Here is a 12,055-nt window from a genome sequence, read left to right as displayed (position 1 = left end):
CCAACGGCGCCGCTGATCAAAAAGCGCGCAATTCTAGCGGCGCCGGCCGCGCTTGGCCAGCGTCGTCTGCCGACGCGCTTCAGTGGCTGCGGCGGGTGGGGAGCATGCGGGTCAAGGTGTTGTCGCGCTGCAGGTAGTGATGCACCAGCGCGGCTAGGGCATGTCCGCCAATCAGCAGGTAGCCGAACTGGCCAAACAGCTCGTGGGCTTCCTTGATCTGCCCGGCCAGTTGTTGGTCGGGGGCGATCAGGGCGGGCAGTTGCAGGCCGTAGAAGGGGATCGGTTTGTCGGCGGCGCTGAGGATCATCCAGCCGGCTAGCGGCGCGCCGATCATCAGGCCATACAACGCCAGGTGCATCAGGTTGGCGACACGGGCCTGCCAGCGCGGCAGTGGTGGGACGATGGCCGGCGTCGGCGCCATCAGGCGCGCCGCCAGGCGTAGCCAGACCAGGGCAAAGATGCTCAGCCCCAGCATGAAGTGCCACTGTTTAAGCAGTTCGCGGGGTTCGCTGCCCTTGGGAAAGTTGCCTTTCAATTCGATGCAGGCGTAGACGCCGATGAATAACAGCAGCATCAGCCAGTGCAGGGCAATGGACAGGTGACCGTAGCGTGCGGGGGTATTTTTCCAGCTCATGGGACAATCCTCGGGAGGGGTGTTCCCAGCTTAGTCGAGCTGGCTTAACTGAGGCTTAACGGATGCTCAGGCGCGCAGCGACTGGCGGGTCCGTTCAATCACGGCCTGCAGACGTTGCTGGTCGGCAAAGTGCTCGGGGTAGAGGCGCTCGCTGCGGCGGGCCACGCCCTGGGCGTCGAGCAGTGTGAAGCTGAAGCTGCCCTTGCGGCTTTGTGCGGCGATCAGGCACTGCATGGGGGCGAAGGCCTGGTGCAGGGTATGGATGGCACGTTGTGCTTGTTGTTGGATAGACATGCGGTATTCCTTTAAGAGTGCAAGGCGACTTGTGGTCGCGATTGTTCCGTCCGAACCGGCGAGGTGAGCCGGATAGTCCTTGTCGGAGCGGTGGGTGGCGGAAAAGTTCCCGGATGGAGCCTTTCCGGCGGGTCCCTGTGCGGCACGTCGGGCCTGGGCCTGTGTTGTGCGTGAGAGGAACGCTAGCAGCGCGATGCGTCAGTTGCGTGACAGGCTGGCCGCGACCAGGCAAGGTCCTGGCTGGCGGCTGCGGATTCGTCCAGCGCTGTGCAAGCAACTGGCTGGGCGAAGATCGCGCATCGGCGAAGTGAGATGAACCAGGCGGGCAGTGCACGCTTTTCAAGGTTCAATAAAAAACCAGGCCCTGACTGGGTTGCAGTCAGGGCCTGGCACTAAACTGGTTGCGGGAGCAGGATTTGAACCTACGACCTTCGGGTTATGAGCCCGACGAGCTACCAGACTGCTCCATCCCGCGGCGGCCATTCTATCGATTGCGTGTGCTTTGTCAATCGATATTTGCGAATTGATAAATTGATTGAATCAAGAACGCGAAAACGAAAAAGCCACTCCGAAGAGTGGCTTTCCGAGAAAACTGGTTGCGGGAGCAGGATTTGAACCTACGACCTTCGGGTTATGAGCCCGACGAGCTACCAGACTGCTCCATCCCGCGCCGGCCATTCTACGTACAGGCGGCGCTCTGTCAACCTGTTCTTGTGAAAAAAGCTATTTTGTTCAGAGGCTTAGCTGCTGCCAGTGATACACTGAGCTTCCGCCAGGCCGCGCCATGCCTGGCCTGTGGCGTTTTGCAGGAGGCGCTGTGCGCAAGATCATTCACGTTGACTGCGACTGTTTTTACGCTGCCATCGAGATGCGCGACGATCCTGTCTTGCGTGGTCGGCCGCTGGCCGTAGGTGGTCCTGCGGAGCGTCGCGGGGTGATTGCTACCTGCAATTACGAGGCGCGCGCCTGGGGGGTGCGCTCGGCCATGTCCAGCGCGCAGGCGCTCAAGCTGTGCCCGGACCTGCAGATCGTCAAGCCGCGCATGGACGTCTACAAGGCTGTGTCGCAGGAAATACACACCATCCTGCGTGATTACAGCGAACTGATCGAGCCGCTGTCGCTGGATGAGGCCTATCTGGACGTCAGTGACAGTCCGCATTGTGCCGGCAGTGCCACGCGCATGGCCGAGGAGATGCGTCAGCGCATTCGCAGCCAGTTGCAGATCACCGTGTCGGCGGGCGTGGCGCCGAACAAGTTTCTGGCCAAGATTGCCAGCGACTGGCGCAAGCCCGACGGACTGTTCGTGATTACGCCAGAGCAGGTGGCCGACTTTGTCGCGACCTTGCCGGTGGCCAAACTGCATGGCGTGGGCAAGGTCACCGCGGAGCGCATGGCGCGCCTTGGCTTGCAAACTTGTGCCGACCTGCAGGAGTGGTCGCGTCTGGATTTGCTGCGCGAGTTCGGGCGTTTTGGCGAGCGTCTCTACCAATTGGCGCGTGGCCGCGACGAGCGACCGGTGCAGGCGGACAGCGCGCGTCAGTCGGTGAGTGTCGAACATACCTTTGACAAGGATCTGCCCGACCTTAGCAGTTGCCTGGCGCAGCTGCCGGCACTGCTGGAAAGCTTGCAGCGACGCATGGCCCGGCTGGACAGCCGCTATCTGGCCGGCAAGCCGTTCGTCAAAGTGAAGTTTCACGACTTTACCCAGACTACTCTGGAGCAGGCCGGGGCCGGACACGATGCGCAGAGCTATGAGCTGCTCCTCAACGCGGCCTTTGCCCGGGGCAACAAGCCGGTGCGGCTGCTGGGCCTGGGTATGCGGCTGGTTGACCGGAGCACACGTTTGCAGCAGCTGGAGCTGTTCTAGGCGGGTTGTGCTTTCAGGAGCGTTCGGGCCATAGGCGGATCGGCTTGCCGTTGGCCGGCCACAGGCGGATTTGCTCGATCGGCGAGATATCCCAGCGTTCGACTTGGCTCAGGGCTTCCAGAAAGCGCTGTTCCTGTTCCATCAATGCCGGCGCGCAGAGCTTGCGCGTGCTTCCGGGCTGCGCAAAACGCAGGTGCTGACCGTGCAGCTGGTAGCTGGCGAACCAGTGGTTGCAGCCTGCGGTGCCATAGGCGCGGCCATCGGCACCCAGGGTAATGGTCAGGTGGCTGCGATCAATCAGTGGTCGCTCGCCGATCCATTCCACGCGCAGGGCGCGCTCTTCGGGCAGGCCATCGGGTTGACTGGCGCAACCGCCGAGCAGGGCGACGGCCAGTAGGCAGGCGAAATGACGGCTCATGCGTGGTTCTCCGTGTGGCAGGCAGGGCACAGGTGCTGTTGTTGCTGGCTGTGCCAGCCCAGTTCGGCCAGGCGTGCGTTGGCGGCGGTGGGGCGTGCCGCTTCGCCAAGGCTGGCATCCACGGCAAATTCGAAATCGAGGACGCGCTGGCAGCTGTCGCAATGTACCTGCCAGTTGAGGATAGCCAATTCGCGGAAGGACGGCCCGCGGGTTACCGCCAGCCACTGTCCGGGCGGGTTGATCAGGTGGCGCACTTTTTCCACTTGCAGGCGCATGAACAGCTCACGACTGCCCTTGAGCGTGACCAGCAGGGTATCGCCGGCCTGGATCGAGCCGCCGTTGCCGGTGACCTGGTAGTGCCCAGGGGACAGGGCACGGCACTCGGTCAGAGTGTGCTGGGGAGAAAGCAGGCTGTAGCGAAAATCGTGTTCGGCCATGGCGCAGGTGGGTCCGGGCGGCGGGAAAGACACAGATGCTAGTGGCCTGTCCGCGCCCTGCCAAGCGACAAATAGGCTTTCAGGCCTGCACCTGGTTGCGCGGCTGGCCGGCCTGCCAGTGGCGGATGTTGTCCAGCGTGGTACGGGCAATGGCTGCCAGCGCTTCGTGGGTGAGAAAAGCCTGGTGTGCCGTGATGATCACGTTGGGGAACGTCAGCAGGCGTGCCAGCACGTCGTCCTGCAGCGGCAGATCGGAGCGGTCGGCGAAGAACAGCTGGGCTTCCTCCTCGTAGACATCCAGGCCCAGATAGCCAAGTTGGCCACTTTTCAGGGCGCCGATCAGTGCCGGGGTATCGATCAGTGCGCCGCGTCCGGTGTTGATCAGCATGGCGCCGCGCTTCATGCGCGCCAGGCGTGCAGCGTCGACCAGGTGATGGCTGTGCGTGTTGAGCGGGCAGTGCAGGCTGATGATGTCGCTGTCGGCAAATAGCTCATCAAGTGCCACGTAACGCCCGCCCAGCACGGTGAAGGCGGGGTCGGGCTGGGGGTCGAAAGCCAGCAGCTGGCAGCCGAAGCCCTGCATCAAACGGGCAAACACCAGGCCGATCTGTCCGCAGCCGACGATGCCCACGGTCTTGCCGGCGATGTCGAAGCCAATCAGCCCATGCAGGCTGAAGTCGCCCTCGCGGGTGCGGTTGTAGGCGCGGTGGACATGCCGGTTGAGTGCCAGGATCAGGGCCAGGGCATGCTCGGCCACGGCGTGTGGCGAATAGGCCGGCACGCGCACCACGCAGAGCCCCAGGCGCTGCGCTGCGACCAGGTCGACATGGTTGTAGCCTGCCGAGCGCAGGGCGATCAGTCGTGTGCCCCCGGCGTGCAGCTGGGTAAGCACCGTGGCGTCGAGCTGGTCGTTGATGAATGGGCAGACCACCTCGTAGCCTTGGGCCAGGGCCGCGGTGCTGGCATCCAGGCGGCCGCTGTGAAAGTGCAGTTGCAGTCCACTGTCCGCTTCGGCGGCGGTAAAGCTGGCCTGGTCGTAAGCCTGGCTGCTGAACAGAATGACGCGCATGGTGGTTGCCTCATGCAGGGTGTGGTGAGCTCAGTTGGCCGGCGTTGTCCAGCAGGGCCGCAATGGCCTGGTCGAGGGTATCCAGGGCGGCGCCGCTTTCCGGGGCATTCTGCTTGAGCAGGGTTTCGCAGTGCTGGCAGGCTTGGCGTAACTGCGGCACGCCACAATAGCGGGTTGCGCCGTGCAGGCGATGCACGCGCTCCAGCAGCAGCTCGCGGGCATTGTCCTCACGCGCCTGGCGGATCGCTGTGCGATCGTCGGCCAGGCCGCCAAGTAGCATGTCGAGCATGTCGGCGGCCAGCATGGTCTTGCCGGCGGCCAGGCGCAGGCCTTCCTCGGCATCGAACAGGGGCAGTGCGCTGAGGTTCGGCAGTGGCTGGTCGGTCGGCACCACGCTGTGCGTGAGGTGCTGGCTGCTCCACTTGAGCAGGGTCTGGCTAAGTTGTCGGGTACTGATCGGTTTGCTCAGGTAATCGTCCATGCCGCTTTGCAGCAGCTGACGCTTTTCATCATGCAGGGCGTGCGCGGTCAGCGCGACGATGGGGGTCGTGCTGCGTCCGCTGTGCTGTTCCTGCTGGCGAATCAGTTGCGTGGCCTGCCGACCATCCATGCCGGGCATCTGCACGTCCATGAAGATCAGGTCGAAGTGTTGCTGGGCGCAGGCGTCCACGGCCTGCTGGCCGCCCTCTACCGCGCAGACGCGTACGCCGAGGTCTTCCAGCAGGGTTTTCACCAGGCGCAGGTTGGCTGGATTGTCATCGACGCACAGTACATCGAGGGTGATGCCGGGTAGCAGCGGGCCGTGCTGGGTGCCCGGGGTATGTCCGGTAAGCAGCGCGGTCAGGGTTTTCTGCAATTTGCTGGTGCACAGTGGTTTGCCCAGCACCGGCAGTTGCTCATCCACCTGCTGCTGGTAGCTGGCCTGTTCGTTGGTAGGGCACAGGACCAGTGTCTGGCAGTTGAGCTGGCGCAGTTGCTGGACATGCCGGGCCAACTGGTTGGCCGGCAGTTCGGCCAGGCGCGCGGCGATGACGGCGCAGGCGATGGGCTCGGCGCTGCTGGCGGCGCGGCCGACCTGTTCGAGCAGGTCCGTCAGGCTGCTGGCCAGCTGTACCTGCAGGCCACAATCTTCCAGTTGGTGTTGCAGCGCCTGGGCGGCCAATGGATGGGCTTCCAGCATGATGCTGCGGCGTCCAGCCAGTTGTCCGGCAAGGTCTTCGGCGTCGGCACGGGCCAACGGCAGGCTGAGGCTGATCCAGAACTCCGCACCTTGGCCAGGAACACTTTCCAGGCCAATTTCACCGCCCATCAGCTCGATCAGTTGCTTGGAAATGGCCAGGCCCAGACCGCTGCCGCCAGCCTGGCGAGTCAGCGAGTTGTCGGCCTGGCTGAAGGCGCGGAACAACTGCTGCTGGTCCTGTTCGGTCACCCCGATACCGCTGTCCTGCACGCTGATGCGCAATTGCGCACGGTCGTCATGCAGGTCTTCGAGCATGGCGCGAACCACGATGTCACCGTGCTCGGTGAACTTGATGGCATTGCTGATCAGGTTGCTGAGTACCTGGCGCAGGCGCAGCGAGTCGCCGAGCAGGTGCAGCGGAGTGTCGCGGTAGACCAGGCAGATCAGTTCCAGATGCTTGGCATGCGCGTTGGGGGCAAATACGGTGAGACAGTCCTGGATCAGATCGCGCAGGTTGAACGGGCTGTTATCGAGGATCAGCCGTCCGGCTTCGATCTTCGAGATGTCGAGGACGCCGTTGATGATCGCCAGCAGGTTGTTGGTCGACTCCTCGATGGTATCCAGGTAGTCGCGCTGTCGTGCCGTCAGGCTGCTCTTTTGCAGGAGCTGGGTGAAGCCGAGCATGGCGTTGAGCGGAGTGCGTATCTCATGGCTCATGTTGGCGAGGAATTCGGATTTGATGCGACTGGTTTCCAGGGCTTCCTTGCGCGCCAGGTCCAGTTCGATGTTCTGGATCTCGATGGTTTCCAGATTCTGCCGGACGTCCTCGGTGGCCTGCTCGATGCTGTTGTACAGCTCTTCCTGGGCGTCCTGCAGGCTTTCCGCCATGCGGTTGATGCCGCTGGCCAAGGCATCCAGGTCATGGCTGCCCAGATGGGGCAGGCGGGTATCCAGATGGCCCTCGCTAAGGCGTGCTACGCCTTGCTGGATATGTTGCAGCGGCTGCTCGATGGCGCGGCCCAGGCGCAGGGCCAGCAGGGTGCCGCCGAGCAGGGCGGCGAGGCTGAACAGCAAGGCGCCGAGCAGATGGCGATAGCCAAGCAGCAGGGCGCGCTCCTGGGACAGTTCCAGTTCCAGCCAGCCCAGCAACTGCTCCTCGCCCCGTGTCGGAGTAATGCTCAGGTGCTGATCGAGGATCGGTAGCAACAGACGCCAGGCTTCGCCGTTACCGGTGGCAACCCTGTGCCAGCCCTGGGTCGGCGCCTGGCTGGGCTGCAGGCGTGGGCCAGCTTGCAGCAAGGGTATGCGCTGCGGATCGCTGAGGCGCAAGGCGCGGACATCGTCCTGTTGCAAGGCCTGCTGGATGATTTCCTGCAGGCGTGGCAAATCCTGACGCTGCAAGGGGCGCGCAGTGTCGCGGGCGATCTGCTCGGCGAGCAGGTTGCCGCGTTGCTGCAGTTGCGCATGCAGCTGCTGGAAGTGCAGCCAGGAGAAATATCCCCCCAGCAGCAATGCCAGCAGACAACTGGGCAGCAGGGTCAGCATGACTACCCGGCCCTTGATGCCAAGATCCTTGAACACGTTAGCTACTCCCTGAGGTCTGGGTGCAGTTTAGCCAGTCCGTGCATAGGAATCTGCAGCGGTTTTTGGCATAGTAAATAAGTTGAAAGTATTTGCATTTAGGTTTGCATATGAATCTGTCTCCTACTGCGCGCATTCTGGCGGTTGAGGATGACCCGCTGTTGGCTGGTCCGCTGTGTGATGACCTGCGTCGCCGGGGATTTACCGTCGAGCATTGCGCGGACACCCAGAGTGCGCGCCAGCGTCTTGCCGCACAGCCGTTCGACCTGCTGCTGCTGGATATCCTGCTGCCGGGGCAGGACGGCCTGGCATTCCTTGCCAGCCTGCGGCAGCGCAGTGCGGTGCCGGTGATCATGATGTCGGCGCTGGGCGCTGAGCAGCAGCGTATTGCCGGCTTCAGCCAGGGCGCCGACGACTACCTGGCCAAGCCATTCAGCCTCGAGGAAATGGCCGTGCGCATTGCCGCGGTGTTGCGGCGGGTCGCCTACGAGCGCCAGACCCGGCAAGTACGCAGCGAGTACGCCAGCCTGTGTCTCGACGAACAGCGTGGCGATGTGCGCTACCAGGGGCAGTGGGCGGGTTTGACGGCCAGTGAGTACCGTGTGCTGGAGGTGTTGCTGGCGCATGCCGACGAGGTCCTGAGCAAGGCCTTCCTCTACCAACAGGTCTTGCAGCGCAGCTATTCACAGCATGACCGCAGCCTGGACATGCATGTCAGTCATGTGCGTCGCAAGCTGGCACGCCTTGACTACCCCGTCGAGCGCTTGCAAACGGTATGGGGACGCGGCTACCTGTTCAGCAGCCAGGTGCATTGAGGTGCTTCCCGGTCGACATTCATTGTTCTGGCGACTGGCCCTGCTACTGGCCAGCTTCTGTCTGCTGGTGGTGTGGCTGAGCTGGATCTGGGGTGGGCGCCTGGCGCAGCAGTCCTTTCACCTAAACGAGGAGGCGCAGGCGCAGCTACGCCAGTACGCCGTTGAGGCCGAACAGGCCTGGCAACAGTCCGGCCCGGCCGGTGTGGATGCCTGGCTGGCTCGGCTGGCCGAGCGGGAGGCCGGCTGGGCCAGTGTGCTGGGCGCGAATCTACAGCCATTGGGCAGCCAGGCGTTGAGCCCGCTGCAGTACCAGCAGCTGACCTTTCTGCGTGGCGTCGATTGGCCGATGAGTCCGCGTCAACGCGGCTTGCCCTATCTCAGCCTGCCCTTTGCCGAGCAGCCTGAGCAGGGCAGATTGGTCATGCAGTTGCCGCTGCGCTTTTTGCCCGAAGGGTTCAACCCCTGGTTGCAGTGGCTGATCCATGGCTTGTTACCCCTGTTGCTCAGCCTGCTGCTGTGCGTGGCGCTGTATCGTCTGCTACTGGCGCCGCTGCGCCAGTTGCAGGCCCAGGCCAATGCCTTGCGCGGTAACCGTCTGGATTGGCGGGGAACGCGGGCGTTGAGTCGTCGCCAGGACGAGCTGGGCGAGTTGGCGCGCGCCTTCGATCATATGACGGCACGCCTGCAGGGCAGCCTGAACTTCCAGCGCCAGTTGCTGCGTGATCTGTCTCACGAGCTGCGTACGCCGCTCAGTCGCCTGCGTGTGGCCGGCGAGGCTGCCGGCGAGCTGGATGCTTTGCGCCAGCGGCTGGAACGCGAAGTACAGGGCATGCAGCAGTTGGTGGATGCCACCCTGGAGCTGGTCTGGCTGGACAGCGAGCGCCCGCAGTTGCCGCTGCAGGCCGTGTCGCTCCGTGAGTTGTGGCAGGTGCTGGTCGAGGATGCCTGTTTTGAAAGTGGTTGGCAGGCCGCACGCCTGCCTTGTCGGTTGCCCGAGGGCTGCCAGGTGCTGGGGCATCTCAACAGCCTGGCCCAGGCGCTGGAGAACATCCTGCGCAACGCCATCCGCCATTCCCCGGATAACGGGCAGGTTACCCTGAGTGGTGAGCGGCAGGCTGACGACTGGCTGCTGTGTATCGAAGATCAGGGCGGTGGCGTGGCGGTGGATGCCCTGGAAAGCATCTTCCGACCTTTCACCCGGCTCCAGGCCGAGCGCCCGGGAGGTGAGGGCTATGGCCTGGGCCTGGCGATTGCCCGGCGCAATATCGAGTTGCAGGGTGGTGCGCTGTGGGCGGAAAACGGCTGCGCGGGCCTGCGCCTGATGCTGCGCCTGCCGGCGGCCGACTAGCACTGAATTGGCGGCCAGTCATATGGCCGGCTCACGTTTGCCGCTATCATGTGCGCCTTTCTCCGCCGGATTGCGAAGCTGTCATGACCCTGCATTTCCCCACCATTGCCGACTGCATCGGCAATACGCCGCTGGTGCGCCTGCAGCGCCTCGGTGGCCATCCGAGCAATACCCTGCTGGTCAAGCTAGAGGGCAACAACCCGGCCGGTTCGGTCAAGGATCGTCCGGCCCTGTCGATGATCAGTCGCGCCGAACTGCGTGGCGACATTCGCCCCGGTGACACGCTGATCGAGGCTACGTCCGGCAATACCGGGATCGCCCTAGCCATGGCTGCGGCGATCAAGGGCTATCGGATGATTCTGATCATGCCCAGCAACTCCACCGCCGAGCGCAAGGCGGCGATGAGCGCCTACGGGGCCGAGCTGATTCTGGTCGATGGCATGGAAACCGCACGTGACCTGGCGCTGGCCATGCAGGCCGAGGGCAAGGGCAAGGTGCTCGACCAGTTCGCCAATGGCGACAATCCCGAAGCGCACTACCTGACCACCGGCCCGGAAATCTGGCGGCAGAGCCACGGCGAGATCACCCATTTCATCAGTTCGATGGGCACCACCGGAACCATCATGGGCGTTTCGCGCTTCCTCAAAGAGCAGAATCCGGCGGTACAAATCATCGGCCTGCAACCGCAGGAAGGCGCGGCCATTCCCGGTATCCGTCGTTGGCCGGAGGCTTATCTGCCGAGCATCTTCGAGGCCAGCCGGGTCGACCGGGTCATCGACATGGGCCAGGCGGAAGCCGAGCAGGTCATGCGTCGTCTGGCACGCGAGGAAGGCATCTTCTGTGGCGTCTCCTCGGGCGGTGCGGTGGCCGCCATGTTGCGCCTGGCCCAGGAAGTGCGCGATGCGGTAATGGTCGCGATCATTTGCGACCGGGGTGATCGTTACCTGTCCAGTGGCATTTATGACGCGCCTTGACGTAGCGGCCGGTGCCGCGGGGAGCCTGCATGGCCAAGCGTAGTTCCGGGCTGCGCCTGCAACCGGCGGGTGGCTCGCGGGGCAGCAGCCTGCCGGTGGGCAAGAAGCAGATACTCAGCATTGAGCGACTGGCCCATGATGGCCGGGGCATTGCCCATGCCGAGGGACGCACCTGGTTCGTCAGTGGCGCGCTGCCCGGCGAGCAGGTACAGGCGCGCGTGCTGGCGGCACGCAGTCAGCAGGTGGAAGCACGCGTGGAGCAAGTGCTGCAGGCCAGCGACCTGCGCCGCCCGGCGCCCTGTGCGTTGGCCGGGCAGTGTGGTGGTTGCACCCTGCAACATCTGCCGCATGCCCAACAGGTGGCCCTCAAGCAACGCACCCTGGCCGAGCAGTTGCAGCGCCAGGCCGGCCTGCAGCCTGAACAGTGGGCGGCACCGCTGGTCGGCGAGGAACTCGCCTACCGCCGGCGCGCGCGCCTGGCCGTGCGCTGGGACCCGGCGCAGCGTCACCTGGCCGTGGGCTTCCGGGCGGCGGCCAGTCAGGCGATTGTCGATGTCGAACAGTGCCCGGTACTGGTGCCGGCCCTGCAGCGCCTGCTGGATGGCCTGCCGGCGTTGCTGCGCAGCCTGGACAAGCCGCGCGCGCTGGGACATGTCGAGCTGTTTCATGGCAGTCAGACGGCCCTGTTGCTGCGCCATACGGCAGCGCTCAGCGAAGCCGACCTGCAGCGTTTGCGCCAGTTTTGTGCAGCGCAGCAGGCGCAGCTGTGGCTGCACGGCGAGGGGCAGCCCGTGGCCGACCAACCGGCACCGCTCGGCTACCGGGTGCAGCCGGGTGATCTAGAGTTGCGTTATCAGCCCGGTGATTTCGTGCAGGTCAATGCGCCGCTCAACCAGGCGATGATCGAACAGGCGCTGGACTGGCTGGCGCCCCAGCCTGATGAGCGGGTACTGGATCTGTTCTGTGGCCTGGGCAACTTCGCCTTGCCGCTGGCCCGCCGGGCGGCGAGTGTCGTGGCGGTTGAGGGGGTGGCCAGCATGGTCGAACGGGCGCGACAAAATGCCTGTGACAATCAACTGAACAACCTGGCGTTTTACCAGTCTGATCTGGCCGCTGAGCTGGCCAGCCAGCCCTGGGCGGCGCAAGGTTTTGCCGCCGTGCTGCTCGACCCACCGCGCGATGGCGCGTTGGCCTGTGTGCAGCACATGGCGGCCCTGCGGGCGCAGCGCGTGCTGTATGTATCGTGCAATCCGGCCACCTTGGCACGCGATGCGCAAGTATTGGCCGGGCAGGGCTATCGACTGCAGCGTGCCGGGATGATCGACATGTTTCCGCAGACCGCGCATGTCGAAGCCATGGCCCTGTTTGTCAGACAGCCCTAGCGCACGTCACACCCTATTGGTTTTTGGCAGAAGCCTGCCTGCTGTAGAGAAGGAAC

11 protein-coding genes and 2 tRNA genes are annotated in these 12,055 nt (G+C 64.1%); 5 read left to right on the top strand and 8 right to left on the bottom strand.

The window, feature by feature from the left end:
- Positions 1 to 79: 79 nt before the first annotated feature.
- The 4 genes from CFY91_RS03760 to CFY91_RS03745 form a co-directional block, all read right to left on the bottom strand.
- Positions 80 to 634, bottom strand: coding sequence for a cytochrome b (locus CFY91_RS03760; protein WP_093985014.1), 555 nt, complete (start codon positions 632 to 634; stop codon positions 80 to 82).
- 66 nt (positions 635 to 700) lie between these two features.
- Entirely contained in the window at positions 701 to 928 is a 228-nt protein-coding gene (locus CFY91_RS03755; RefSeq protein ID WP_093985013.1) for a hypothetical protein, read from the bottom strand.
- A 398-nt stretch (positions 929 to 1,326) separates the two neighbouring features.
- A tRNA-Met gene (locus CFY91_RS03750) sits at positions 1,327 to 1,403 on the bottom strand.
- A 118-nt stretch (positions 1,404 to 1,521) separates the two neighbouring features.
- Positions 1,522 to 1,598, bottom strand: a tRNA-Met gene (locus CFY91_RS03745).
- Between the two features lie 114 nt (positions 1,599 to 1,712).
- On the opposite strand from CFY91_RS03745, the gene dinB reads away from it, so the two are divergent.
- Complete coding sequence (gene dinB, locus CFY91_RS03740; protein ID WP_093985012.1) at positions 1,713 to 2,795, top strand: DNA polymerase IV; 1,083 nt, start codon at positions 1,713 to 1,715, stop codon at positions 2,793 to 2,795.
- A gap of 13 nt (positions 2,796 to 2,808) precedes the next feature.
- On the opposite strand, the gene CFY91_RS03735 is transcribed toward dinB, so the two are convergent.
- From CFY91_RS03735 to CFY91_RS03720, 4 genes are all read right to left on the bottom strand, one after another.
- Positions 2,809 to 3,213 carry an META domain-containing protein gene (locus tag CFY91_RS03735; RefSeq protein WP_093985011.1) on the bottom strand — a complete coding sequence of 135 codons (405 nt, stop codon included), beginning with the start codon at positions 3,211 to 3,213 and terminating at the stop codon, positions 2,809 to 2,811.
- A complete protein-coding gene (locus CFY91_RS03730) occupies positions 3,210 to 3,650 on the bottom strand; it encodes a hypothetical protein (protein WP_093985010.1) in 441 nt (146 codons plus the stop codon). Before CFY91_RS03730 ends, CFY91_RS03735 begins: the two co-directional genes overlap by 4 nt.
- Positions 3,651 to 3,729: 79 nt before the next feature.
- Positions 3,730 to 4,719, bottom strand: a complete 990-nt coding sequence (locus tag CFY91_RS03725; protein ID WP_093985009.1) for a 2-hydroxyacid dehydrogenase — start codon at positions 4,717 to 4,719, stop codon at positions 3,730 to 3,732.
- 10 nt (positions 4,720 to 4,729) lie between these two features.
- Entirely contained in the window at positions 4,730 to 7,480 is a 2,751-nt protein-coding gene (locus CFY91_RS03720; protein WP_093985008.1) for a response regulator, read from the bottom strand.
- Positions 7,481 to 7,590: 110 nt separating this feature from the next.
- On the opposite strand from CFY91_RS03720, the gene CFY91_RS03715 reads away from it, so the two are divergent.
- The 4 genes from CFY91_RS03715 (at position 7,591) to rlmD (ending at position 11,999) form a co-directional block, all read left to right on the top strand.
- Positions 7,591 to 8,295: a response regulator transcription factor gene (locus CFY91_RS03715; protein ID WP_093985007.1), complete on the top strand. Its 705-nt coding sequence runs from the start codon at positions 7,591 to 7,593 to the stop codon at positions 8,293 to 8,295.
- A 1-nt stretch (position 8,296) separates the two neighbouring features.
- A complete protein-coding gene (locus CFY91_RS03710; protein ID WP_229727172.1) occupies positions 8,297 to 9,643 on the top strand; it encodes a HAMP domain-containing sensor histidine kinase in 1,347 nt (448 codons plus the stop codon).
- Between the two features lie 83 nt (positions 9,644 to 9,726).
- Positions 9,727 to 10,617, top strand: coding sequence for a cysteine synthase CysM (gene cysM / locus CFY91_RS03705; protein WP_093985005.1), 891 nt, complete (start codon positions 9,727 to 9,729; stop codon positions 10,615 to 10,617).
- 29 nt (positions 10,618 to 10,646) lie between these two features.
- Positions 10,647 to 11,999 (top strand): 23S rRNA (uracil(1939)-C(5))-methyltransferase RlmD, encoded by a 1,353-nt coding sequence (gene rlmD / locus CFY91_RS03700; RefSeq protein WP_093985004.1) that lies wholly within the window; start codon positions 10,647 to 10,649, stop codon positions 11,997 to 11,999.
- The last annotated feature ends 56 nt before the right edge of the window (positions 12,000 to 12,055 follow it).

It is taken from the genome of Pseudomonas fluvialis, from assembly GCF_002234375.1.
GTDB lineage: Bacteria > Pseudomonadota > Gammaproteobacteria > Pseudomonadales > Pseudomonadaceae > Aquipseudomonas > Aquipseudomonas fluvialis.
This window is presented reverse-complemented; position numbering and strand designations above follow the sequence as displayed.